This window comes from Mycobacterium sp. 1164966.3, from assembly GCF_001665395.1.
Classification (GTDB): Bacteria; Actinomycetota; Actinomycetes; order Mycobacteriales; family Mycobacteriaceae; genus Mycobacterium.
Genome location: NZ_LZSG01000034.1, coordinates 25232 through 47514, shown reverse-complemented (window position 1 = coordinate 47514; position 22283 = coordinate 25232). Strand labels below are relative to the sequence as shown.

General features: G+C 66.4%; 26 protein-coding genes and 1 riboswitch. Of the genes, 14 read left to right on the top strand and 12 right to left on the bottom strand.

The features are described 5' to 3' along the window. The first annotated feature begins 108 nt into the window (after positions 1–108). Genes A9W99_RS11220 through A9W99_RS11205 form a run of 4 tightly spaced genes read left to right on the top strand, consistent with a single transcriptional unit; the run spans position 109 to position 1759 of the window. A complete protein-coding gene (locus A9W99_RS11220; protein WP_156623059.1) occupies positions 109–309 on the top strand; it encodes a hypothetical protein in 201 nt (66 codons plus the stop codon). A gap of 9 nt (positions 310–318) precedes the next feature. Beyond that, a complete protein-coding gene (gene moaC / locus A9W99_RS11215; RefSeq protein WP_067377007.1) occupies positions 319–855 on the top strand; it encodes a cyclic pyranopterin monophosphate synthase MoaC in 537 nt (178 codons plus the stop codon). After that, entirely contained in the window at positions 852–1334 is a 483-nt protein-coding gene (locus A9W99_RS11210) for a molybdenum cofactor biosynthesis protein B (protein ID WP_067377004.1), read from the top strand. Before moaC ends, A9W99_RS11210 begins: the two co-directional genes overlap by 4 nt. Further along, positions 1331–1759, top strand: a complete 429-nt coding sequence (locus A9W99_RS11205; protein WP_067377002.1) for a molybdenum cofactor biosynthesis protein MoaE — start codon at positions 1331–1333, stop codon at positions 1757–1759. Before A9W99_RS11210 ends, A9W99_RS11205 begins: the two co-directional genes overlap by 4 nt. Before the next feature lie 97 nt (positions 1760–1856). Here the strand turns inward: A9W99_RS11205 and A9W99_RS11200 are convergent, their stop codons facing one another. From A9W99_RS11200 to A9W99_RS11185, 4 genes are all read right to left on the bottom strand, one after another. Beyond that, positions 1857–2690, bottom strand: a complete 834-nt coding sequence (locus tag A9W99_RS11200; protein WP_067376998.1) for a transglycosylase family protein — start codon at positions 2688–2690, stop codon at positions 1857–1859. Between the two features lie 6 nt (positions 2691–2696). After that, positions 2697–2909: riboswitch (cyclic di-AMP (ydaO/yuaA leader) on the bottom strand. 205 nt (positions 2910–3114) lie between these two features. Beyond that, positions 3115–3384 (bottom strand): MoaD/ThiS family protein, encoded by a 270-nt coding sequence (locus A9W99_RS11195; RefSeq protein ID WP_067376995.1) that lies wholly within the window; start codon positions 3382–3384, stop codon positions 3115–3117. Between the two features lie 6 nt (positions 3385–3390). Beyond that, entirely contained in the window at positions 3391–4473 is a 1083-nt protein-coding gene (gene moaA, locus A9W99_RS11190) for a GTP 3',8-cyclase MoaA (protein ID WP_067376992.1), read from the bottom strand. Then, positions 4470–4874, bottom strand: coding sequence for a YccF domain-containing protein (locus A9W99_RS11185; RefSeq protein WP_067376990.1), 405 nt, complete (start codon positions 4872–4874; stop codon positions 4470–4472). The genes moaA and A9W99_RS11185 overlap by 4 nt, the downstream gene beginning before the upstream one ends. A gap of 164 nt (positions 4875–5038) precedes the next feature. On the opposite strand from A9W99_RS11185, the gene A9W99_RS11180 reads away from it, so the two are divergent. From A9W99_RS11180 to A9W99_RS11170, 3 genes are all read left to right on the top strand, one after another. Beyond that, positions 5039–5446 carry a cold-shock protein gene (locus tag A9W99_RS11180; RefSeq protein WP_067376987.1) on the top strand — a complete coding sequence of 136 codons (408 nt, stop codon included), beginning with the start codon at positions 5039–5041 and terminating at the stop codon, positions 5444–5446. Positions 5447–5573: 127 nt separating this feature from the next. After that, a complete protein-coding gene (locus A9W99_RS11175; RefSeq protein ID WP_067376984.1) occupies positions 5574–7523 on the top strand; it encodes an acyl-CoA dehydrogenase family protein in 1950 nt (649 codons plus the stop codon). Positions 7524–7563: 40 nt separating this feature from the next. Then, a complete protein-coding gene (locus A9W99_RS11170; RefSeq protein ID WP_067377449.1) occupies positions 7564–8568 on the top strand; it encodes a glutathione S-transferase family protein in 1005 nt (334 codons plus the stop codon). Positions 8569–8685: 117 nt separating this feature from the next. Here A9W99_RS11170 and A9W99_RS11165 read toward each other — a convergent pair whose 3' ends face one another. Together A9W99_RS11165 and A9W99_RS11160 are read right to left on the bottom strand one after the other, a co-directional pair. Further along, positions 8686–9177 (bottom strand): DUF2771 domain-containing protein, encoded by a 492-nt coding sequence (locus A9W99_RS11165; RefSeq protein ID WP_067376981.1) that lies wholly within the window; start codon positions 9175–9177, stop codon positions 8686–8688. Continuing rightward, positions 9174–10781 (bottom strand): MFS transporter, encoded by a 1608-nt coding sequence (locus A9W99_RS11160; protein ID WP_156623067.1) that lies wholly within the window; start codon positions 10779–10781, stop codon positions 9174–9176. Before A9W99_RS11160 ends, A9W99_RS11165 begins: the two co-directional genes overlap by 4 nt. 203 nt (positions 10782–10984) lie before the next feature. Between A9W99_RS11160 and A9W99_RS11155 the strand changes: the two genes are divergently transcribed. Then, on the top strand, positions 10985–11794 hold the full coding sequence (locus tag A9W99_RS11155) for a DUF3027 domain-containing protein (RefSeq protein WP_067376975.1): 810 nt from the start codon (positions 10985–10987) through the stop codon (positions 11792–11794). Here A9W99_RS11155 and A9W99_RS11150 read toward each other — a convergent pair. Both A9W99_RS11150 and A9W99_RS11145 read right to left on the bottom strand, forming a co-directional pair. Beyond that, positions 11791–12246 carry an SRPBCC family protein gene (locus tag A9W99_RS11150; RefSeq protein ID WP_067376972.1) on the bottom strand — a complete coding sequence of 152 codons (456 nt, stop codon included), beginning with the start codon at positions 12244–12246 and terminating at the stop codon, positions 11791–11793. The genes A9W99_RS11155 and A9W99_RS11150 overlap by 4 nt on opposite strands. A gap of 41 nt (positions 12247–12287) precedes the next feature. Further along, positions 12288–12563, bottom strand: a complete 276-nt coding sequence (locus A9W99_RS11145) for a DUF2530 domain-containing protein (protein WP_067376969.1) — start codon at positions 12561–12563, stop codon at positions 12288–12290. 180 nt (positions 12564–12743) lie between these two features. Between A9W99_RS11145 and A9W99_RS11140 the strand changes: the two genes are divergently transcribed. From A9W99_RS11140 to A9W99_RS11130, 3 genes are read left to right on the top strand one after another with little or no spacing between them, the layout of a single operon-like run. Next, complete coding sequence (locus A9W99_RS11140; protein WP_371514951.1) at positions 12744–13139, top strand: MarR family transcriptional regulator; 396 nt, start codon at positions 12744–12746, stop codon at positions 13137–13139. Next, entirely contained in the window at positions 13136–13948 is an 813-nt protein-coding gene (locus tag A9W99_RS11135; RefSeq protein WP_067376963.1) for an RNA methyltransferase, read from the top strand. Before A9W99_RS11140 ends, A9W99_RS11135 begins: the two co-directional genes overlap by 4 nt. A 31-nt stretch (positions 13949–13979) precedes the next feature. Continuing rightward, the gene (locus A9W99_RS11130; RefSeq protein WP_067376960.1) at positions 13980–14252 is read left to right on the top strand and encodes a DUF2537 domain-containing protein; all 273 of its coding nucleotides are present in this window, start codon (positions 13980–13982) and stop codon (positions 14250–14252) included. Here A9W99_RS11130 and sepH read toward each other — a convergent pair. Together sepH and serC are read right to left on the bottom strand one after the other, a co-directional pair. Next, entirely contained in the window at positions 14249–15019 is a 771-nt protein-coding gene (gene sepH / locus A9W99_RS11125) for a septation protein SepH (RefSeq protein ID WP_067376957.1), read from the bottom strand. The genes A9W99_RS11130 and sepH overlap by 4 nt on opposite strands. Positions 15020–15122: 103 nt before the next feature. Continuing rightward, positions 15123–16241 carry a phosphoserine transaminase gene (gene serC / locus A9W99_RS11120; protein WP_067376952.1) on the bottom strand — a complete coding sequence of 373 codons (1119 nt, stop codon included), beginning with the start codon at positions 16239–16241 and terminating at the stop codon, positions 15123–15125. A gap of 208 nt (positions 16242–16449) precedes the next feature. Between serC and A9W99_RS11115 the strand changes: the two genes are divergently transcribed. Both A9W99_RS11115 and A9W99_RS11110 read left to right on the top strand, forming a co-directional pair. Then, on the top strand, positions 16450–17475 hold the full coding sequence (locus tag A9W99_RS11115; protein ID WP_067376949.1) for a diiron oxygenase: 1026 nt from the start codon (positions 16450–16452) through the stop codon (positions 17473–17475). Between the two features lie 31 nt (positions 17476–17506). Then, the gene (locus A9W99_RS11110; protein ID WP_067376946.1) at positions 17507–19204 is read left to right on the top strand and encodes an FAD-dependent oxidoreductase; all 1698 of its coding nucleotides are present in this window, start codon (positions 17507–17509) and stop codon (positions 19202–19204) included. Between the two features lie 5 nt (positions 19205–19209). Here the strand turns inward: A9W99_RS11110 and A9W99_RS11105 are convergent, their stop codons facing one another. Next, entirely contained in the window at positions 19210–19668 is a 459-nt protein-coding gene (locus tag A9W99_RS11105; RefSeq protein WP_067377446.1) for a VOC family protein, read from the bottom strand. A gap of 647 nt (positions 19669–20315) precedes the next feature. Continuing rightward, positions 20316–21443, bottom strand: a complete 1128-nt coding sequence (locus A9W99_RS11100; protein WP_067376943.1) for a citrate synthase 2 — start codon at positions 21441–21443, stop codon at positions 20316–20318. 72 nt (positions 21444–21515) lie between these two features. Between A9W99_RS11100 and pdxH the strand changes: the two genes are divergently transcribed. Then, on the top strand, positions 21516–22175 hold the full coding sequence (gene pdxH / locus A9W99_RS11095) for a pyridoxamine 5'-phosphate oxidase (RefSeq protein ID WP_067376941.1): 660 nt from the start codon (positions 21516–21518) through the stop codon (positions 22173–22175). The last annotated feature ends 108 nt before the right edge of the window (positions 22176–22283 follow it).

Below are 22283 nucleotides of genomic sequence, written 5' to 3'. Positions count from 1 at the left end.
AGTCGGCCGTGGGGACGGCCCGCGATCACCGGCGCGGATTACGGCCAGAGCGGTCTGGAATCGGCCTTCTCGCACTGTGCCCGCAAGTGACCTGTCAGAATGGACCTCGTGGCTGACACTGCTGATGGCAAGGGGCGGAAAACCAGGTACGTCGACAACGGCTGGCCGACGACGGATCCCGACGACCACGCGGTAAGCGAATTGGCGACGGATCGGACCGGTGCGTTATCACCGTTTGGCGAGCTGGCGTTTCCGTTGCCCTCCGACGACCTGCCCTATCTTCATCCGGTAACCGTCGTCAACCGGTAGGTCGTCGGGATGGCTCGGGCCGGGGAGGTTGGCCCGTCGGGGGTCTCGGGGGCCCACGGCTCAGGCGAATCCCACTTCGAAGCGCTCTCGCACCTGGATGAGCGGGGGGCGGCGCACATGGTCGATGTCACCGAGAAGGGGGCAACCAGGCGCACCGCGATCGCTGCGGGCGCCTTGCGCACCACGGCGCACGTGGTGGCGCTGATCTCCACCGGCGGGCTACCCAAGGGCGATGCGCTGGCTACCGCGAGGGTGGCGGGCATTCTGGCGGCCAAACGCACCAGCGACCTGATCCCGTTGTGCCACCAGCTGGCGCTCACTGGCGTCGACGTCGACTTCACCGTGGGCGAGGCGGACATCGAGATCAATGCGACGGTGCGCAGCACCGACCGCACGGGTGTGGAGATGGAGGCGCTGACCGCGGTCAGCGTAGCGGCGCTGACGCTTTACGACATGATCAAAGCGGTTGACCCGGCCGCACGCATCGACGACGTTCGGGTGCTCCGCAAGGAAGGCGGTCGCAGCGGAACCTGGACACCGTCATGAGCGAGCGAACCGCGCGGATCATCATTGCCTCGACCCGCGCGTCAGCAGGTGTATACACCGACAAATGCGGGCCGATCATCGCGGAATGGCTTGGCCAGCATGGGTTTTCACCGACCGAGCCGCAGGTTGTGGCGGACGGCAACCCGGTCGGGGAGGCGCTGAACGATGCACTCGGCGCCGCCGTTGACCTGATCATCACCTCCGGGGGCACCGGAATTTCGCCCACGGACAGCACCCCGGATCAGACGGTGGCGGTACTGGATTACATGATCCCTGGCCTGGCTGATGCGATCCGTCGTGCCGGCCTGCCGAAAGTGCCGACGTCGGTGCTCTCGCGCGGGGTGTGCGGAGTGGCCGGCCGGACTTTGATCGTCAATCTGCCCGGCTCGTCAGGCGGGGTCCGCGACGGCCTGGGCGTGCTCGACGGCGTGTTGGACCACGCGCTGGATCAACTCGCGGGCGGAGATCACCAGCAATGACGCCGCTGGTCCTGCGTGCCGCCCTGACCGACCAGCCGATCTCACTGGCCGAGCACGAGGACCTGGTGAGCCATCAATCGGCCGGAGCCATCGTCGGCTTCGACGGAATGGTCCGCGACCATGACGGTGGACGCGGGGTGACCAGGCTGGACTATTCCGCGCATCCGTCGGCCGCACAGGTGCTGGCCGAAACGGTGACCGAGGTGGCCGAGCAGTCCAGCGGGGTGCGTGCAGTGGCGGCCAGCCACCGGATCGGCGTCCTGCAGGTCGGCGACGCGGCCCTGGTGGTTGCCGTTGCCGCGGACCATCGGCGGGCGGCGTTCACCACCTGCGCTCAGCTGGTGGACACGATCAAGGCACGGCTACCGGTGTGGAAACACCAGTTCTTCGACGACGGGACCGAAGAGTGGGTGGGCTCGGCCTGATCGCGCTGCTTTTCCCGCGCGAGCAGACGCAGAATCGCCCTAGATCAGTTCTTCTAGGCGATTCTGCGTCTGCTCGGCCGCGTTTTAGCGCGGAGCGTCAGACCATCGACGGCTGGGCGAGAGCGTCCAGCGCGTCGTTGCCGTGGACGTCCTGGCCCCGGATCGCCTCCCACAGCCGCTTGGTGTAGGCGACGGTTTCGGCTCCCCGTGGCTCACCGATGACCGCCTTGGGCGCATCCGCCGTAATGGGTGCGTCGGCAGGCGGCGCCGGGTCCGCCGGAGGCGGTGCGTCGGCAGGAGCGGGTGCCACGGCGTCCGCAGGCGGCGGCGCGTCGGCGGGTGGCGCGGGTGCCACGTCGGCCGGAGGAGGTGCGTCCGCAGGCGGTGCGTCGGCCGGAGGCGGAGCATCCGGCGGCGGCGCGATTTGATCGTTGCTGGCCAGCTGCACCACCGGTGCCGGAGCGGCGGGCGGGGGAGCATCGGCCGGCGGTGCGGGCTCGCCGTTGAGGCCCGGCGCGTCCAGCGGAGCGTTCAGCCCAGCCGGCTCCGGGAGGACATTGCGGGGGGTCGGGCCCGACAGGCCGTGACCGCACACCGGCCAGGCACCTCGGCCCTGACTCGCCAGCACTCGCTCAGCGACGGCGATCTGCTGTTCCCTGCTGGCCAGCTGCGCCGACGGGGCGTACTGCGTGCCGCCGTGGGATGCCCAGGTGCCTTGGGTGAACTGCAGGCCGCCGTGGAAGCCATTGCCGGTGTTGATCGCCCAGTTGCCACCCGACTCGCAGCTGGCGACTCGGTCCCATTCGCTGTCCGTGGCTGCGCCCGCTTGGGCGGCTAAAGCGATGCCGCCGCCACCGATTACAGCACCGGTGACGGCGATTTTGGCGACGCTGACGCCTGAATTAGTGGGTTTGCGATGACGTCCACTCAAAACGGGTATTCCTCTCGCTACGCGCCTGCGAGGTCAGCTGTCGGGTTCGGGTTGGAGAGGCCACCCGGCCAACGCGGCATCCGCAAGGGACCCCGCGCAGGCTTCACCCCAAGGAGCCGGTAGTCGGCTCCGGTCCGATCACGGTGAACCGGTGGGTCCCCCGCCTCCATCCACGGTCGGTAACCCTGCCTATTGGATGGAGCTCGGCGCGATAGGTAGGGGGATCGCCACGGGTCAGCTTGGCGAGCCACGGGAGACGGTAGCGGGTTCTGTTTGTCCCGTCACTTTTTGCGAAACCCGGCGTTTTCCGCGATTACATCTGATAAATCGCCAGGAACGCGTCCGATTTGCGCAGGTCACTGGTGCCCGAGATAGGAGCGTGTCCGCGCCGTTATCGTTCCGTTACGTGAGATATTTCACACTTTTATCCGCCGGCGAAGGGCGGGAGTACGTCAATCGTGTCGCCGGATCGCAACGCTGTGGTGTCGTCGCGGACGGCGATGCCGTCGCACAGGTATGAGCATCGGCGCAGCACCGTCGCCAGTTGAGCGTTGCGCGCGGCCAGGCCGTCGACCAGCTCGGCGATCGTGGCGCCCGGCCCGAGCCGGACCGTCTCCGACTCGGAACCGACGGCAGCCTGCGCGGCCGCAAAGAAGCGGACTGTCACCTGTATTTGTTCTGGGGCGTGACCCATTGTCGGCTAGCCCCCGATTGCGCTCATCGGGCGTTTCGGCTGGATGAAGTCGGGGTCGTTGATGCCGTGGCCGGCCGGCTTGGCCCACATCGCCGCGCGCCACGCCGCCTCGATCGCGTCATCGTCCGCGCCGCTGCGCAGCAGACCCCGTAGGTCGGTCTCCTCGGCGGAGAACAGGCAGCTGCGGATTTGCCCGTCTGCCGTCAGCCGGGTGCGGTCACACGTGGAGCAGAACGCGTGCGACACCGAGGCGATGACACCGAACTTCCCAGCCGCCGTGCCCGGGCCCGAGTCGACGAGCCAGAGTTCGGCCGGAGCCGACCCACGCGGCGCAGGGTCCGGACGCAGCCGAAAGTGCGGCCGCAGCGCCGCCAACACGTCGTCGGCGCTCAGCGCGGCGCCGCGGCGCCACTGATGTCCGGCGTCCAGCGGCATCTGCTCGATGACGCGCAACTGGTAACCGTGGTTCAGGCAGAACCGCAGCAGCTCGACGACATCCTCGCGGCCGGTGTGGGGATCGAGGACGGCGTTCACCTTGACCGGCGTCAGGCCGGCGGCGCCGGCGGCCGCCAGCCCGTCCAGTACATCGGCGAGCCGATCCCGGCGCGTGATGGCGGTGAAATGGTCGCGGTTCACGCTGTCCAGTGACACGTTGACCCGGTCGAGGCCCGCCGCAACGAGAGCGGCGGCTCGCTCCGCCAACCCGACGCCGTTGGTGGTCAGCGAGATCTCCGGGCGTGGCCGCAGACTGGCCGCCGCAGCCACTACTTCCTCCAGGTGCCGGGCCAACAGCGGCTCGCCGCCGGTGAACCGCACGCTGGTGACACCGAGCCGGGTGACGGCGATTTTCATCAGCCGGGCCAGCTCATCGGGCCGCAGCAGCTGCTCACGGGGCAACCAGTCCAGGCCTTCGGCCGGCATGCAGTAACTGCAACGCAGGTTGCAGCGGTCGGTGAGCGACACTCTCAGGTCGGTGGCGACCCTGCCGAATGTGTCCAGCAAAGGCCCCGCGGTGGGCATCTCACGTCCGGTGCCGTGCTGGTCCGACCCGCGGCGCACCGTCGGGACCCCCAAGGCGGTCAGCGTCATGCGGCCATCCGTTCGCTGCCAGCCGCTGCTCCCACGGGAACAATCTCCTTGCCCAACGGCAACAGCGACACCGGGATCAGCTTGAGCTGAGCCAGCGCCAATGGGATGCCGACGACCGTGACCGCCATGGCCGCGGCGCTCACCAAATGCCCGATCGCCAGCCACAGGCCGAACAACAACACCCAGATGACGTTGCCGATCAGTGTCAGCGTTCCCGCGCTCGGCTTGTCGACGATCGTGCGGCCGAAGGGCCACAAGGCATACGACGCGATCCGCAGCGAGGCGAAGCCGAACGGGATGGTGATGATGAGGAGGAAGCTGACGAGCGCTGCGAGCAGGTAGCCGAGGGCCATCCAAAGGCCACCGAAAACCAGCCAGATAACGTTCAGAACCAGGCGCATCTTTCCTCCAGCGGTACTGCCACCCTACCGAGTACGGGGTAAACAGGGGTGCTCCGCGCGCAGCCATCCGAGTAGGATCGGAAACCACATTGCGTCCTGCGCAAGCGGGACGCTTCATTCTGTTGCCCATAGTAACGATCCGTCAGACAAAGCAGGTGAGAGCAGTGCCGACCGGCAAGGTGAAGTGGTACGACCCCGAGAAGGGGTTCGGCTTCTTGTCGCAGGAGGACGGCGAGGACGTCTACGTGCGCTCGTCGGCGTTGCCCGCGGGTGTCGAAGGGCTCAAGACCGGGCAGCGGGTGGAGTTCGGCGTGGCGTCCGGGCGCCGCGGACCGCAGGCGCTCAGTCTGAAACTGATCGACCCGCCGCCCACCCTGTCCAGACCACGCCGCGAGACGCCTGCTGAGCACAAGCACAGCCCCGACGAGCTGCACGGCATGGTCGAGGACATGATCACGTTGCTGGAGAGCACGGTGCAGCCCGAGTTGCGCAAGGGCCGCTACCCGGACCGCAAGACGGCTCGTCGCGTCTCCGAAGTGGTCAAAGCGGTGGCCCGGGAGTTCGAGGCTTAATCGGGGTTAGACCGCTTTGTTCGGCGCGCCCAAGAGACGAGTGCGCTGCAAAGCTACTGGCGCGTAACATTCGGGCAGACACGGGGTACTCATGCCCTAAATGTGATTCGTCAGCGAGGAGGCGTCGATGGCGCAGCAAGCACAGGTCACCGCGGAGCAAGCCCGGGCGCTCGCCGAGGAATCTCGCGAAAGTGGTTGGGATAAACCATCTTTCGCCAAAGAGCTGTTCCTCGGCCGCTTTCCGCTGGATCTCATACATCCATTCCCGGGCCCGTCTGACGAGGAGGAGGCCCGGACCCGCGAGTTTCTGCAGAAGCTACGAGAATTCCTCAACACGCTGGACGGCGCGGTCATCGAGCGCGACGCTCAAATTCCCGACGAGTACGTGAAGGGTTTGGCCGATTTGGGCTGCTTCGGCATGAAGATCCCGTCGGAGTACGGCGGTCTGGCAATGTCGCAGGTTGCCTACAACCGCGCGCTGGCGATGGTGGCGTCCATTAATCCCAGTCTCGCCGGACTGCTGTCGGCTCATCAGTCGATCGGCGTACCCGAACCGCTCAAGCTGGCCGGAACCGAAGAGCAGAAACGGAGGTTCCTGCCGCGCTGTGCTGCCGGCGCCATCTCTGCGTTTCTCCTCACCGAACCCGACGTCGGTTCCGACCCGGCGCGCCTGGCTTCGACGGCGACACCCATCGAGGACGGGCAGGCCTACGAACTCGAGGGTGTGAAGCTGTGGACCACCAATGGCGTTGTCGCCGACCTGCTGGTGATCATGGCTCGGGTGCCGCGTAGTGAGGGACATCGCGGCGGCATCAGCGCGTTTGTGGTCGAAGCAGATTCGCCCGGGATCACGGTAGAGCGCCGCAACAAGTTCATGGGACTGCGCGGCATCGAAAACGGCGTCACCAGGCTGCACCGCGTGCGGGTCCCTCGCGAGAACCTGATCGGCCGGGAGGGCGATGGTCTGAAGATCGCGCTGACCACACTGAACGCCGGGCGGCTGTCGATACCCGCGGTCGTGGCGGGGGTTACCAAATGGACGCTGAAGATTGCGCGGGAGTGGTCTCAGGAACGGGTGCAGTGGGGCAAGCCTCTCGGCAAGCACGAAGCGGTTGCCAAGAAGATTTCGTTTATCGCTGCCACCAACTATGCGCTCGACGCGGTGCTCGAACTGTCCGGTCAAATGGCCGACGAGGGCCGCAACGACATCCGGATCGAAGCCGCGTTGGCCAAATTGTGGTCCAGCGAGATGGCCGGTCTGATCGGCGACGAGCTCATGCAGATCCGCGGCGGGCGCGGCTACGAGACCGCCGAATCCCTCGCGGCGCGCGGGGAACGTGCGGTACCGGTGGAGCAGGTGGTGCGGGACCTGCGGATCAACCGGATCTTCGAAGGCTCAAGCGAGATCATGCGCCTACTCATCGCGCGAGAGGCCGTCGATGCGCACCTGAGCGCCGCCGGTGATCTGGCGAACCCGAAAGCCGACCTGCGGAAGAAGGCTTCCGCAGCGGTGGGGGCTAGCGGATTCTATGCAAAGTGGTTGCCGCAGTTGGTCTTTGGTGAAGGCCAACGCCCCAGGGCATTCAGTGAGTTCGGGCCCTTGGCGTCGCACCTGCGATTCGTTGAGCGGTCGTCACGCAAGCTGGCCCGCAACACCTTCTATGGCATGGCGCGCTGGCAGGCCAAGCTTGAGGAGAAGCAGGGATTCCTCGGACGCATAGTCGACATCGGGGCCGAGCTGTTCGCCATGTCGGCGGCGTGCGTGCGGGCCGAGGCTACGCGGGCAGCGGACCCGGCCGCCGGGCAACAGGCCTACGAACTGGCCCAGACGTTTTGTGAGCAAGCGACACTTCGGGTCGAGGCGTTGTTCCATGCCTTGTGGGCCAACACCGACGGCAGCGACGTTCGGCTCACCGACGCGGTGCTGGAGGACCGATACACCTGGCTCGAGGAGGGCATCATCGACCAGTCGGCCGGCACCGGCCCCTGGATCGCGAACTGGGAACCGGGTCCCTCTACCGAAGCCAACGTGGCTCGGCGCTTTCTGACGGTGTCGCCGACGGACGCCACCTTCTAACCCGCGGTAGTGATGCGCGACGTGGGGCAGGATGGTGGTCATGGCCACTTACATTGCCGGGAAAGGTGAATTCACCCGCGACACCAACTACATCACCACCCGCATTACCGCCGACGGACGCGACGGATATCCGGTAGGGCCCGGCCGGTACCGGCTCGTCGTTGCGCGCGCGTGTCCGTGGGCGAACCGGACGATCATTGTCAGACGGCTGCTGGGCCTGGAAAGCGTTATCTCCATCGGCTTCTGCGGGCCTACTCACGACGAGCGCAGTTGGACTTTCGACCTCGACCCCGGCGGTGTGGATCCGGTGCTCAAGATCCCGCGGCTGCAAGACGCCTACTTCAAGCGCTTTCCGGATTATCCCAAAGGCATTACGGTCCCGGCGATCGTCGACATTCCTACCGGAGCTGTGGTCACCAACGACTTCGCCCAGATCACCCTCGACTTTTCCACCGAATGGGCCGCCTACCACCGCGAGGGGGCGCCGCAGTTGTACCCGCAGGAGTTGCGGGCCGAGATCGACGAGGTGAGCAAGAGGATTTACACCGAGATCAACAACGGCGTGTACCGCTGTGGATTCGCCGGCTCGCAGGAAGCGTATGAAGCAGCCTACGACCGGCTGTTCACCGCGCTGGACTGGGTGAGTGATCGGCTGTCCGGGCAACGCTACCTGGTGGGAGACACCATCACCGAGGCCGACGTGCGCCTGTTCACCACACTGGCCCGCTTCGACCCGGTCTATCACGGGCACTTCAAATGCAATAGAACCAAGCTGTCCGAGATGCCGGTGCTGTGGGCCTATGCCCGAGACCTGTTCCAGACACCGGGTTTTGGCGATACCACCGATTTCGTCCAGATCAAGCAGCACTACTACATCGTGCACGCCGACATCAACCCCACCCGGATTGTGCCGAAGGGCCCCGACCTGTCCGGGTGGCTATCCCCGCACGGCCGGGAAGCATTGGGCGGCAGGCCTTTCGGGGATGGCACGCCTCCAGGGCCGACGGTCGAGGGCGAACGGGTGCCCGCCGGTCACGGAGCATAGCTGCGCGACGGCCCGGGCGTTGCGTTTTGGGGGTGTACATAGGGCGGGAAGTCGGGCGATCGGGCCGCCCAAGCTTCACCCGCAAAGCCAACGATTCACGCCCAAAGCTGTGCAGCCTCAATCGACCAGTCGCACAGACCATTCCGCGTGTGGCGGATAGACCTGTTCACCGGTCGAGCGGTCGACCGCCACCGTCAGTAACTGCACGACAATGCCTTTGAGGCGCCCTCGCTGCGGGTCGACGGTGGGAATGGTGACCGCCAGTTTGGTACCCGGCAGGAAGAGAATGCTGGTGCGATCGTTGGGATCCTCGTACTCCCGCAGTAGCTGCCAAGGCCCGCGCGAAATTGCTTCCGGCACCGAGAGCTGCACCGGATAGCGTGCGCTGACCCGCAATTCGCCGATGGTCTCCGGGTTCTGGCAGTCGTTGAGGTCGAGCACATTGCAGTACATGTAAGGTCCCACCCGGGTCAGGTGGCCGCGCGAATACACGCTGATCTCGGGTCGATGCGGACCTGGCTTGCGCGCCAACAACCACGCGCCGACCCCGGCCCCCGCGGCAAGCACCACCACCGCGACGGCCAGCAGCACGGCCACAGGGCGTTTCACCTGGGCACTCCAGACTGTGCGACGCCGGGCCGGGTGAGCTCCTGCTCCACCATCACCGGCCGGTTACCTCCCAAGCCCGGAATCAACGACTCGCCACGGAAGCTGACGATGGTCTGTGCCAGGCCGAAAATCAGTAGGGCGCTGATTGCGGTGAACCCGACCGTCAATTCGGTGTACACCAAGACGCCGACAGTGCCGCCGAGCACCCAGGCCAGCTGCAGCATCGACTCCGAGCGACCGAAGGCCGATGCTCGCGATTCCTCCGGCAGATCATGCTGTAGCGACGCATCCAGCGAGGCCTTGGCAATGGCGCTGGCACCCGATGTAATCAGCGTGGCGATAGCCGCCACCACTCGGTCGCCGGCCACCGCGGCTGCCAGCGCCATGATGGTCACCGCGATCGCGCAGCGCACGACCATCACAGCCGGCCTGCCCAATTTGAGGCGAGCGCTGATGAAGTTCCCGACGAAATTGCCGATCGCGGCTGCCGCGCCGATCATGCCCAGGAGTTCAAGCTGGGCCCAGCCGGTGGCATGCTGCGCCTTGGCGACAAACGCCGGATACAGGAACAGGAAACCCACCATCACCTTGATGGTGCAGTTACCCCATAGCGAGGTAATGATGTTGCGGCCCAGCGGTTGTCGCAGCGATCCGACCATGTTCTTGATTTGCTGCGGCGGACTTTGCGGGTGCGGGCTATCCCGGTGGTAGCTCAACGTGGCCGGCACCTCACCTGCGGTCACCTCGACCCAGCGTGGTATCCGCATCGAGAGAAACGCGCCGGCCAGCGTAACCGCGACGACCACGAATAGGGCACCCGGCAGCTTGAACAGGTGAACGCAGGCGAACTCGATGCCGGCCGCCACGGTGCCGCCGGCGATGGTCCCGCCGAGCAGGCCGAACATGGTCAGCCGAGAGTTGACCCGGACCAGGTCGATGGTTGGTGGCATCACCCTGGGCGTCACCGCGCTGCGCAGGACCGAAAACGATTTCGAGAACACCATCATGGCCAGCGCGCACGGGTACAGCACCCACGACGGATAGCTGCTGTGAGGGCCGTCGTAGTTCATGATCAGCACCAACGCCAGCAGGGTGCGAAGCGCGAACGACGCCGCCAGCGCGACCCGGCGGCCGTGCTGCAACTTGTCCAACGCCGGACCGATCAGCGGCGCGACGACCGCAAACGGCGCGATGGTGATCAGTAGATACAGCGCCACTTTGGACTTGCTCTCGGCACTGGCGGCGGCGAAGAACAACGTATTGGCCAGTGCCACCGCCATCGCCGCGTCGGTGGCGAAATTCGCCACCACCGGCCAGGTCAGCGCGGTGAGTCCGGACTTGTCGGCGCCGTCGGCGGTGGCGGCGCGCTGGACCATCCAGTACATGCGCGAACCCATTTCGCGGCTGCGCATGGCCGCGGCCCGGGTGACGGTGATGCGCTCGCCGGACGCGGGACCGCGTGGCGGCGGTGGCCCGCTTCGGCCGGACTGCGGTGGGTTCTCGCCGAGCGGCGGGAGGTAGCGATTGGCGCTGGGCATCGGCGGGGGACGGCGCGTGCGGCGATAATCGGCTTCGTTGGTGGGGTCGGCCGGGTAGTTGGCCATGCCGGGGTGTTCGTTGACCGGTCCGGTGCGGGGCCGGCGGCCCGGGTAGGGGGCCTCGGGGCCCGGGTGATCACGCCGCCGTCCAGACACCGTTCAATTCTGTCCTATGCCGGCTGCATGCGTCGGCAAGTGGCCAGTGTGGCTCGGCAACGTCGTTTTCGGCAGTATTGAGGACACCTACAGCGGGACAGGAAGGTAGCAGTGTGAGCGGACCCATCGAGGAAGCCGCCGTGTCAACCGTGGACGAGTGGCCCGAGGGGTTGGCGGCGGTGCTGACGGGCGCGGTCGACCAGGCCAGGGCCGCGATCGCGGAGGTCAGCGGAGCCGACACGGTGGGTGACTATCTGGGCGTCGGGTATGAAGACCCCGCCGCCGCCACCCATCGGTTCCTGGCGCATCTGCCCGGCTATCAGGGGTGGCAGTGGTCCGTCGTCGTCGCCGCGTATCCGGGTGCCGATCACGCCACCGTGAGCGAAGTGGTGCTGGTCCCCGGGCCGACGGCGCTGTTAGCGCCCGAGTGGGTGCCGTGGGAGCAGCGCGTCAAGCCGGGGGATTTGAGCCCTGGTGACCTGCTGGCTCCGGCCGCGGACGACCCGCGGCTGGCTCCCGGCTATGCCGCCAGCGGTGACCCGCAGGTAGACGAGACCGCCGCGGAGATCGGGCTGGGCCGGCGCTGGGTGATGAGTGCCTGGGGTCGCGCCGAGGCCGCCGAAAGATGGCACGAGGGCGACTACGGTCCCGCGTCGGCGATGGCTCGGTCCACCAAGCGCGTCTGTCGCGACTGCGGCTTCTTCCTGCCGTTGGCCGGGTCGCTCGGCGCGATGTTCGGCGTTTGCGGCAACGAGTTGTCCGCCGACGGACACGTCGTCGACAAGCAGTACGGCTGCGGCGCTCACTCCGACACCCCGGCCCCCGCGGGCACTGGCTCTCCGATCTACGAGCCGTACGACGACGGTGTCCTCGACATGCTGGAGACACCGCCAGTGCAGCCCTCCGAAGAGGAGTCGGATTAACCTCGCTCGGCGGCGGCTTTGATGTTCGCCAGCGACGTGTTCATGCCGTCCAGCAGCTCGCGCTCGAAGTTCGTCGTTCCGCCCAAGAAGGCGTTAACCGACATGTTCGAAAACGCGCTGACACCGTTTTCGGCGTGCCGGCTCTCGATCACCCGGGTGCCCTCGCCGTTCGGCTCGAGCTCGTAGCTCCACACGGTGCGGTTGGCGTCGACCCGGAATGTCAGCTTCTTCTCCGGGATCACCTCGATCACGGTGGACGTAGTGGGCCAGAAAAGTCGATTGCGTCGGTTGAAGTTCAGCGTGCGGGTGCCCTGGCGCAGCGGACCGAAAGGCCGCATCCAGCGGCATTGCGGACTCCATTCCGGCATTCGCCGGAAATCAGAAATCAGCGCCCAGACTTTCGATGCCGGCGCGTCGATGTCGACGTGCGCTTGTAGAAGTGGTGCTACCACTGATCCTCCCGGGACGCGTCGTTGTGAATTGCTGTTGCGATCTATTTCGGGTTGAGAAAGGTTTCGAGTCCGGATTGCGCGCCGCGCGCGCCACGCCGGGCAGCGGCGAGTTGCCACAGAAAGATGCTCGTACCGACCACTCCGGTTACCAGTCCGGCCACGGTCAGCGGACGCCAACTCGCCAGTGTCGGCACCAGAAACGCCACTGCCGCCGCGATCAGCCAACCCAGCACGCCGACCACAATGACCGGCCACACCGCGAGCAACTTCGGTGGCAGCGGCGGCGGCTCAATGTTCTGATCACGTTCGACAGACATCGCGACAAATCTAGCCGGGCGACGGTTAAGGACGTTTCGCGGCTGACGAAATAGCGCCTCGCGGTGAATGGGGCGAGGTCCGTCGCTCGCGTTTCGAGTGTTCTTTCTCAGGTTCCGTTGTAACCTCGCGCTGTGCCTGACAGCGATGCCCGCCTGGCCAGCGACTTGTCGTTGGCGGTCATGCGGCTGGCGCGGCAGCTGCGGTTCCGCAATCCGCAGTCGCCGGTGTCGCTGTCCCAGTTGTCGGTGCTGACCACACTGGCCAACGAAGGGGCGATGACTCCCGGGGCGCTGGCGCTTCGGGAACGAGTACGGCCGCCGTCGATGACGCGGGTGGTCGCCTCGTTGGCCGACATGGGCTTCGTGGACCGCACACCGCATCCTGTCGACGGTCGCCAGGTGCTGGTCTCGGTGTCCGAGGCCGGTGCCGAGCTGGTCAAGGCGGCGCGCCGCGCCCGCCAGGAGTGGCTGGCCGAGCGGCTCGCGACGCTGGACGACAACCAGCGTGACATCCTGCGCTGCGCGGCCGATCTGATGCTGGCTTTAGTGGACGACAGGGCCGACGGACGCCCGTGAGCGACGTCTTCGACATTGACGATCCAGACGATCCACGGCTCGACGATTTCCGCGACCTGAACAGCGTCGACCGTCGTCCCGATCTGCCCACCGGCAAAGGGCTGGTGATCGCCGAGGGTGTGCTGGTGGTGCAGCGCATGCTGGCATCCCGGTTCACGCCGTTCGCGTTGCTGGGCACCGACCGCAGGCTGGCCGAACTCCACGGCGACCTGGCCGGCGCCAGGGCGCCCTTCTATCGCGTCTCCGCTGATGTGATGGCGCGGGTGGTCGGCTTTCACCTCAACCGCGGAGTGCTGGCCGCCGCGCGGCGGGTGCCCGAACCCGGCGTTGCCGAAGTGGTCGACGGCGCCCGTACCGTCGCGGTGCTGGAAGGCGTCAACGACCACGAGAACCTGGGCTCGATCTTCCGCAATGCGGCGGGGCTGGGCGTGGATGCGGTGGTGTTCGGCAGTGGCTGCGCCGATCCGCTCTACCGCCGCGCGGTCCGGGTATCCATGGGCCACGCGTTGCTGGTGCCATATGCGCGAGCAACCGACTGGCCCGTCGATCTGGCGAAGCTGAAACAAAGCGGCTTCCGGTTGCTGGCGATGACTCCGCACGGCGATGCGCGCCCGCTGGCCGAGGCGATGGCGGACGTCCGCGACGAGCGGATTGCGGTGCTGGTCGGGGCGGAGGGCCCGGGACTGACGCCGGCCGCCCTGGGGCGCAGCGATGTGCGGGTGCGCATCCCGATGTCGCGGGGGACCGACTCGCTCAACGTCGCGACGGCGGCGGCGCTGGCCTTCTACGAGCGCTGCGCGGCTCGATGAGGAGGCGGACAATGCGAGTTAGGCTCGGCTCGTGACGGACCAATCCACGCCGTGGGCAACGGGTTTGACGGTGGCCGGTTTCGTGGCCGCGGTCATCGGAACCGCCGTGGTGGTGCTCAGCCTCGGCCTGATACGGGTGCATGCGCTGCTGGCCGTGGGACTCAACATCGTGGCGGTTGGGGGACTGGCGCCGACGGTGTGGGGCTGGCGGCGCACCCCGGTGCTGCGCTGGTTCGTGCTGGGTGCGGGGGTTGGCGTCGCGGGTGCGTGGCTGGCGCTCCTGGCGATGGTCGGCAGCAGCTAGCGCTGCCCGCTCGAGCGCACCCCGAGCAGCACGTCCTCCCAGGCCGGGACCGGCGGCTTGCCACGTCGGCTGCTCGCCTGCTGCTGCGGCTGCGGGGCTTCTGGCGCGGCTGGCTCCTCGAAGTCGTCGAAGGCTTCAAACGCAATGTGGGAGACCGGCGCTAGCGGCCGCAGGGGCGCCTTGAAGTCCGGGTCGATCAGCTCACTGGCGGCATCGTCGATCGCGCTGACGGTACCGCCGTGGGCGCCGGGGGTGAACCGGAAATGGGCACGGTTGTCCGACCTGCCAGCCTTCCACGTCAGCTGCACCGTCCAGCGGCCGTCTTCGTTGCGCCAGGCGTCCCAGCTGAGTCGGTCGGCCTGCAAACCGCGCGTCATCAGCGCGGCGGTGATGGTCTCCAGCAGTGTCAGCACCGAGGGACCGTCGGCCAGCAGCGGGTGCGCGGCCGTCGCCAGCTCCGCGGCGCGAAAACGTTCCAGCAATACCGGGTTCGCGAACCGTCGAATCCGGTTGACATCCGATCCCGAAGCCGCGGCTACCTGTTCGACGGATGCACCGGCGCGGATGCGGGCCTGAATTTCCTTGGGGCTCAGCATGTTGGTGACTTCGATGTCGAGCTGCGGTTGTTCCGGCTGCGCCGGCTCGCCGTCGAGGGCCGCCCGCAGTCGGTCATCGGCCGGGAGCTTGAACCTTTCTGCGGTGTCATCCCCCTCGCAGATGATGCATTTCCCGTCGGCATCGAGCCCGACCACTTTGAGTTCCCGCATGGCATCTCCTCGCAGGTTTCGTGCGGGTCAGCACGACCTGTTAGCTGCGCACTCTAGTGCGACAAACGTCGTTGACCTTGGTGACACGCGGGAGCTCGCCGGACTACAGCCGCTCGACCACCCAGTCGACGCATTCGGTCAGAGCGCTGACGTCGTCGGGCTCGACCGCGGGGAACATCGCCACCCGCAGCTGGTTGCGGCCGAGTTTGCGGTACGGCTCGGTATCGACGATGCCGTTGGTCCGCAGGATCTTCGCGACGGCCGCGGCGTCCACCTCGTCGGCGAAATCGATCGTGCCGACCACCTGGGACCGCAGCTCCGGGTCGGTGACGAACGGCGTGGTGTACGGCCGCTCCTGCGCCCACGAGTACAACCGCTGCGACGAGTCCGCCGTGCGCTTGACCGCCCATTGCAGGCCGCCGTTGCCCAGCATCCAGTCGAGCTGCTCGGCCAGCAGCGCCAGGGTGCCGATGGCCGGGGTGTTGTAGGTCTGGTTTTTCAGGCTGTTCTCGACGGCGATCGGCAGGGACAAAAAGTCGGGCACCCAGCGACCGGAATCGGCGATGGACTCGACGCGGGCCAGCGCGGCCGGGCTCATGATCGCCAGCCACAGGCCGCCGTCGCTGGCGAAGTTCTTCTGGGGCGCGAAGTAGTACGCGTCGGTGTCGGCGATGTCGACCGGCAGCCCGCCGGCGCCGGATGTCGCGTCGATGACGATCAACGCGTCACCCGAGCCCGCGGGGCGGCGCACCGGGACCGCGACCCCGGTCGATGTCTCGTTGTGCGCCCAGGCGATCACGTCGACGGACGGGTCACTCTGCGGAGCTGGCGCGCTGCCGGGGTCCGCCTTGATGATCACGGGGTCGGCGACGAACGGGTTCTTGCTGACGGCGGAGGCGAACTTGGAGCTGAACTCGCCGTAGGCCAGGTGCAACGAGCGCTTGTCGATCAGGCCGAAGGCGGCGGCATCCCAGAAGGCGGTCGCACCGCCGTTGCCCAGGATCACCTCGTAGCCATCCGGTATGGAGAACAGCTCGGCCAGCCCCGAACGCACCCGACCGACCAGATTCTTCACCGGCGCCTGCCGATGCGACGTGCCGAACAGCTCGGCAGCCGTGGTGGCCAGCGCCTGCAATTGTTCGGGCCGGACCTTCGACGGGCCCGATCCGAAGCGACCGTCGCGGGGTTTGATGTCAGCGGGAATCTGGAGGGGCTCAGCCATGGCCACCAGGGTAGTGAGCGGTCCGGAAGTGCCCCGGCGGCGGGCTGACAGCCGAGGTCCCGGGAGCGAGCGCAGTGTGACCTAGGTCACTCGAAAAGCGTGACCACTGGTCAGGCCACACTGCTTTGGCCAAGCCTGGTGAATTCGCGGTACCGCCGGTACCGTCTTGGGTACACGTCCCAACGTAAACCTCATTGGGGAGGGCTGAATGGCCAGGACGCGAATGGTTCAGCGATGGCGCCGCAACATGGAGGTGCGCGACGACGCTGAGTACGTGGAGATGCTCGCCACACTGTCCGAGGGGTCGGTGCGGCGAAACTTCAACCCGTACACCGATATCGACTGGAAGTCACCGGAATTCAAAGTCACCGAGAACGATCCTCGGTGGGTTCTCCCGGCGACCGACCCTCTGGGCCGTCATCCCTGGTATCAGGCACAGCCGCTGGAACGCCAGATCAAGATCGGCATGTGGCGGCAGGCCAACGTGGCCAAGGTGGGATTGCACTTCGAGTCCATCTTGATCCGCGGGCTGATGAACTACACCTTCTGGGTGCCCAACGGGTCGCCGGAATACCGGTACTGCCTGCACGAATCCGTCGAAGAGTGCAACCACACCATGATGTTCCAGGAGATGGTCAACCGCATCGGCGCCGATGTCCCGGGGATGCCGAGGCGGCTGCGTTGGATTTCGCCGCTGGTGCCGCTGGTGGCCGGACCACTGCCGGTTGCGTTCTTCATCGGTGTGCTCGCCGGTGAAGAGCCCATCGATCACACCCAGAAGCAGGTGCTTCGGGAGGGCAAGTCGCTGCACCCGATCATGGAACGGGTGATGGCCATTCACGTGGCCGAGGAAGCAAGGCACATATCGTTCGCCCATGAGTTCCTGCGCCGGCGGTTGCCGGAGTTGACTCGCAGGCAGCGATTCTGGGTTTCGCTGTACTTCCCGTTGACGATGCGCACGTTGTGCAATGCGATTTTGATTCCGCCCAAGTCGTTCTGGCAGGAGTTCGATATTCCGCGCTCGGTCAAGAAGGAGCTGTTCTTCCGGTCGCCGGAGTCGCGAAAGTGGTTGCGCGACATGTTCTCCGATGTCCGGATGTTGGCGTATGACACCGGTCTGATGGAAACTCGCTCTGCCCGGCTCATGTGGCGCATCTGCAAGATAAACGGCAAACCGTCGCGCTACCGCAGCGAGCCGCAGCGCCAGCACCTGGCCGCTGCGCCGGCCGCGTAACTCCGCGAGTTTTTCGAAGCTTTAGCTGCTGATGCCGCACGTTATTACTCAGTCGTGCTGCAATGACGGGTCTTGCGTCTTCGCGTGCCCGGTCAATTGCATCCACCCGTCGCCGGACGAGCCGGGGTTCGCCACGTCGGAGATGTTGTATATCGATCCGGTTGCCTGCGTGGACTGCGGCGCCTGTGTGAGTGCCTGCCCGGTCGGTGCGATCGCGCCCGATACCAGGCTGGAGCCAAAGCAACTGCCGTTCATCGAGATCAACGCGTCGTTCTATCCGGAGCGACCCGCCGACGTGAAACTGCCGCCGACGTCGAAACTAGCGCCGGTGATCCCTGCCCCGGAGGTGCGGGCGCGCTCTCAGCCGCTGACGGTTGCCATCGTGGGTTCCGGGCCCGCGGCGATGTACGCGGCCGACGAGCTGCTGGTCCAGCACGGCGTGCGCGTCAACGTGTTCGAGAAGCTGCCGACCCCTTACGGGCTGGTGCGTGCCGGAGTGGCACCCGATCATCAGAGCACCAAGCGGGTCACCCGGCTCTTCGACCGGGTGGCCAGTCATCGCCGCTTCCGGTTCTATCTCAACGTCGAGATCGGCAAGCACCTGAGCCACGCCGAATTGCTGGCGCACCACCATGCCGTGCTGTACGCGGTTGGCGCGCCCGACGACCATCGGCTGGATATCGACGGAATGGGTTTGCCGGGCACCGCAACCGCGACAGAGTTGGTCGCCTGGATCAACGGGCATCCCGAATTCGCCCATTTGCCAATCGATCTCAATCACGAGCGGGTCGTGATCATCGGTAACGGCAACGTTGCCCTCGACGTGGCCCGCGTGCTCACCGCCGACCCAGACGACTTGGCCCGCACCGACATCTCCGACCGCGCGCTGCAGGCGTTGCGCAACTCCGCGGTCCGCGAGGTGGTGATCGCCGCCAGGCGCGGCCCCGCGCACTCGGCGTTCACACTGCCCGAGTTGATCGGGCTGACGGGCGCCTCCGATGTGGTACTCGACGCCGCCGACCACGAGCTGGTCGCCCAGGATTTTGCGACCGCCTCCGACCCGCTGACCAAGAACAAACTGGAGATCCTGAGCAAACTCGGCGACAGCTCAGTGCCGAGTTCGCGCCCGCGCGTCCGGTTGGCGTATCGGCTGACCCCCGTGCAGGTCCTCGGGCCGCAGCGGGCAACCGGCGTCGAGTTCACCCTCACCGGTACCGAGCGGCGCCGCCAACTTGATGCCGGCTTGGTACTGACATCAATTGGCTACCGCGGCAAGCCGATTCGCGATTTGCCATTCGACGCTGCGTCGGCTGTCGTGCCCAACGACGGCGGTCGTGTCGTCGACGTCGGATCCGGCGAGCCGGTACCGGGCGCTTATGTCGCCGGCTGGGTCAAGCGCGGACCCACCGGCTTCATCGGCACCAACAAGTCCTGCTCGCTGCAAACCATCCATAACCTGGTCGCCGATTTCAACGCCGGCAAGCTGACCGAGCCGGTGGCCGGGTCCGCGGCGCTGTCCAAATTGGTGCGGGCTCGTCAGCCCGACGTCGTGGATTCGGCCGGATGGCACGCCATCGACGCCGCCGAGGTTGCGCGGGGCAAGGCCTCCGGCCGCCCGCGCAACAAGTTCACCGACGTCGACGACATGCTGGCCGCCGCGGCCGCCGCGCAGCCGACGTCGTTACGGCGCCGGCTGACCGCTCGACTGCGTGAACTTTCCGCGACCTAGCTCGGTTAGCCGCCCGCCTGCGCGGCCATCGCCTCCTGGACCTCTTCCATGCTGAGCTCGCGCACCGGCTGTCCCAGCGACCACTGGTGGCCGAACGGGTCGGCGACTATCCCGTAGCGGTCTCCCCAGAACTGGTCGTCCACTGGCATTACTACCGTGGCGCCCGCGTCCACCGCCCGCTGAAACTTCGCGTCCACGTCGGTGACGGTCAGATGGATGGTGACCGGCGTTCCGCCCAGTGACTTCGGGGTCATCGACTTGCCGCCACACATTTCCGGAAAGTCGTCGGCGAGCATGACCAGGAAGCCGTTGATGCGCACCGCGGCGTGGACCAACTTGCCCTCCGGGCCGGGAACTCGGCCCAGCTCGACGGCATCGAAGGCCTTGACGTAGAAATCGATCGCTGCGGCGGCGTCGTCGACTACCAGGTGCGGGGACAGAGCGGGCTCGACGTTGATCGCCATCGTGTTCTCCTTGCTGTCGGTATCCCGGACCAGGCTTTGGCCCGGGCTCACGGTTATAGACCGTGCGCGCGATGAGAAGTCATCGCGACACAGGCATTCAATCGCGAGGTACCGACAAAACCGGATGCATGAACCGGCTATCGGCATGTACCGAGGGCGTTGGGTTGAACAGACGGCGTTGGGTGTGAGCTGAGGGCGTTGGCTGTGACGCGAGGGCTTTGCGCGTGAGCTGAGGGCCTTGCGCGTGAAGCCAGGCCGGCAGTCCGCCGATTTGTCCGCCCAGGATGCACTGGCAAAGCCCAGGATTCACTGGCAAAGCCCAGGATTCACGCTCGAAAAGCCGAGACAGCGAATTTGCCGTGGGCGCCTAGACGATGGGTGCGCCGTCGGGAGCGACAAATCTAGCTCGGGCTGTCTCAAACATGCTGTCGGGCCGGGTGCGCATAATCGACGGCCCGCATGTCAGGATGTGTAGTTTTTGTCCACCTAGCGACAAGCGTTGCGCGGCAAGCCAATTGTCGCTCAGAGTCGGACAAAACACACACGCCTATTCTCCGGTGATGGGAGTGGCCGGTGTGGCCAATGGTGTACCGAGTCGATCCAATGGTGAACCGAGTCACGCCGCACACAGCCCACGGCGCTTAGAGCTAGGCCCTCGCCCCGGTGAGAACTCGGTCCCAACCTTCGACAGATTCTGGGCTACGCGGGCCCGGCCCGACATAGATGGCCGACGGGCGCACCAGCTTACCGAGTCGCTTCTGCTCGAGGATGTGGGCGCACCATCCAGCTGTGCGGCCGCAGGTGAACATCGCCGGCATCATGTTGGCCGGCACTCGGGCGAAGTCCAGGATGACCGCGGCCCAGAACTCGACGTTGGTCTCGATGGGGTGGTCCGGACGACGTTCGCGCAGCTCAGAGAGGGCGGCCTGTTCCAGCGCGACGGCGACGTCGTGGCGGGGCGCGCCAAGCCGTTCGGACGCGGCCCGCAGCACCCGCGCGCGGGGGTCTTCCGCGCGGTAGACCCGGTGCCCGAAGCCCATCAGCTTCTCGCCGCGGTCCAGAATTCCCTTGACCAGACCGCGGGCGTCGCCGGTGCGCTCCACCTCTTCCAGCATCGGCAGGACGCGCGCGGGCGCCCCGCCGTGCAACGGTCCGCTCATCGCACCGATTGCACCGGACAGTGCGGCGGCTACGTCGGCGCCGGTAGAGGCGATCACCCGCGAGGTGAACGTCGAGGCGTTCATGCCGTGTTCGGCGGCTGAAACCCAGTAGGCGTCAATGGCCTCGACGTGGCGGGGATCCGGCTCGCCCTGCCAGCGAGTCATGAAACGTGCTGTGACCGTTGAGCATTCGTCAATGATCCGCTGCGGCACCGCAGGCTGGTAAATACCGCGTGCCGACTGAGCGACGTAAGACAGTGCCATCACTGACGCACGGGCCAGCTGTTCGCGGGCGGTGTCGTCCTCGATGTCCAGTAGCGGCTTGTATCCCCAGATGGGCGCCAGCATCGCCAGACCGGCCTGGACGTCGACCCGCACGTCGCCGGTGTGGATCGGCAGCGGGAAAGGCTCGGCCGGCGGCAGGCCGCTGCCGAACTTGCCGTCCACCAGCAGCGCCCATACGTCACCGAATGTGATCTGCTGGTTGACCAGATCCTCGATATCGACACCGCGGTATCGCAGCGCGCCACCATCTTTGTCCGGCTCGGCGATCTCGGTGGTGAATGCCACCACTCCATTGAGGCCGGGGACGAAATCTTGCGGGACCACAGTCATACGGAAAATTCTCGCACCCGCGTTCCGGCCCGATGCTACCGGCCGGTAGCAAGCGCCGGTAGCGTTGGAGCAATGGCAAGCCCAGACGAGCAGCACCTGGCGCGGATGCGAGTGGAGTATGGGGCGGCGGAGAAAGACGGCAGCCCGGATTTAGACGCCGAATGGCTCGACAATGGCTGGCTTGCGTTGTTCCGCAAGTGGATTGACGATGCCGAACAGGCCGGCCTCGCCGAGCCGAACGCGTTTGTGCTGGCGACCGTCGCAGCGGGGAGGCCAGTGAGCCGATCGGTGTTGTGCAAGAGCGCCGACGAGACCGGCATCACATTTTTCACCAACTATGACTCGGACAAGGGCGCCGAGCTGGCGGCGACACCGTACGCGTCGGCGACCTTTCCGTGGTATCAGCTGGGGCGCCAGGTGCATGTCCGTGGGCCGGTGAGCAAGGTCGACCCCCAGGTCACCGAGGACTACTGGTCGAAGCGGCCGCGCGGCTCCCAACTGGGTGCTTGGGCGTCGCACCAGTCGCGGCCGATCGCCTCGCGCGCGGCACTGCTGGACCAGCTGTCGGAGGTGACGGCCCGGTTCGCCAACCTTGAGCAGGTCCCGGTGCCGCCGAACTGGGGCGGCTACCTCATTGCGCCGGACGTGGTGGAATTCTGGCAAGGCCGGGAAAACCGGGTGCATAACCGGATTCGTGTCGTCGGCGATCGGGTCGAACGCCTACAGCCCTGAGTTGGCTCGTGGCCGTTGCCCACTCCGGCTCGGCAGCGCCCGATTCGCTCGATTCGGCCTGCTCGCGAAGTGAGCACCAGCAGTTTCCACCCCGGGCAGACACGGGGC

What these genes read in the sequence shown, in the direction of transcription:
- serC (WP_067376952.1), bottom strand. Translation starts at nt 16,241, where the DNA reads ATGGCTGAGCCCCTCCAGATTCCCGCTGACATCAAACCCCGCGACGGT.
- A9W99_RS11160 (WP_156623067.1), bottom strand. Translation starts at nt 10,781, where the DNA reads ATGGCCAACTACCCGGCCGACCCCACCAACGAAGCCGATTATCGCCGC.
- A9W99_RS11175 (WP_067376984.1), top strand. Translation starts at nt 5,574, where the DNA reads ATGGCGCAGCAAGCACAGGTCACCGCGGAGCAAGCCCGGGCGCTCGCC.
- A9W99_RS11195 (WP_067376995.1), bottom strand. Translation starts at nt 3,384, where the DNA reads ATGGGTCACGCCCCAGAACAAATACAGGTGACAGTCCGCTTCTTTGCG.
- moaC (WP_067377007.1), top strand. Translation starts at nt 319, where the DNA reads ATGGCTCGGGCCGGGGAGGTTGGCCCGTCGGGGGTCTCGGGGGCCCAC.
- pdxH (WP_067376941.1), top strand. Translation starts at nt 21,516, where the DNA reads ATGGCAAGCCCAGACGAGCAGCACCTGGCGCGGATGCGAGTGGAGTAT.
- A9W99_RS11145 (WP_067376969.1), bottom strand. Translation starts at nt 12,563, where the DNA reads ATGTCTGTCGAACGTGATCAGAACATTGAGCCGCCGCCGCTGCCACCG.
- A9W99_RS11185 (WP_067376990.1), bottom strand. Translation starts at nt 4,874, where the DNA reads ATGCGCCTGGTTCTGAACGTTATCTGGCTGGTTTTCGGTGGCCTTTGG.
- A9W99_RS11115 (WP_067376949.1), top strand. Translation starts at nt 16,450, where the DNA reads ATGGCCAGGACGCGAATGGTTCAGCGATGGCGCCGCAACATGGAGGTG.
- A9W99_RS11110 (WP_067376946.1), top strand. Translation starts at nt 17,507, where the DNA reads ATGCCGCACGTTATTACTCAGTCGTGCTGCAATGACGGGTCTTGCGTC.
- A9W99_RS11205 (WP_067377002.1), top strand. Translation starts at nt 1,331, where the DNA reads ATGACGCCGCTGGTCCTGCGTGCCGCCCTGACCGACCAGCCGATCTCA.
- A9W99_RS11170 (WP_067377449.1), top strand. Translation starts at nt 7,564, where the DNA reads ATGGCCACTTACATTGCCGGGAAAGGTGAATTCACCCGCGACACCAAC.
- sepH (WP_067376957.1), bottom strand. Translation starts at nt 15,019, where the DNA reads ATGCGGGAACTCAAAGTGGTCGGGCTCGATGCCGACGGGAAATGCATC.
- A9W99_RS11100 (WP_067376943.1), bottom strand. Translation starts at nt 21,443, where the DNA reads ATGACTGTGGTCCCGCAAGATTTCGTCCCCGGCCTCAATGGAGTGGTG.
- A9W99_RS11105 (WP_067377446.1), bottom strand. Translation starts at nt 19,668, where the DNA reads ATGGCGATCAACGTCGAGCCCGCTCTGTCCCCGCACCTGGTAGTCGAC.
- moaA (WP_067376992.1), bottom strand. Translation starts at nt 4,473, where the DNA reads ATGACGCTGACCGCCTTGGGGGTCCCGACGGTGCGCCGCGGGTCGGAC.
- A9W99_RS11140 (WP_371514951.1), top strand. Translation starts at nt 12,744, where the DNA reads ATGCGGCTGGCGCGGCAGCTGCGGTTCCGCAATCCGCAGTCGCCGGTG.
- A9W99_RS11210 (WP_067377004.1), top strand. Translation starts at nt 852, where the DNA reads ATGAGCGAGCGAACCGCGCGGATCATCATTGCCTCGACCCGCGCGTCA.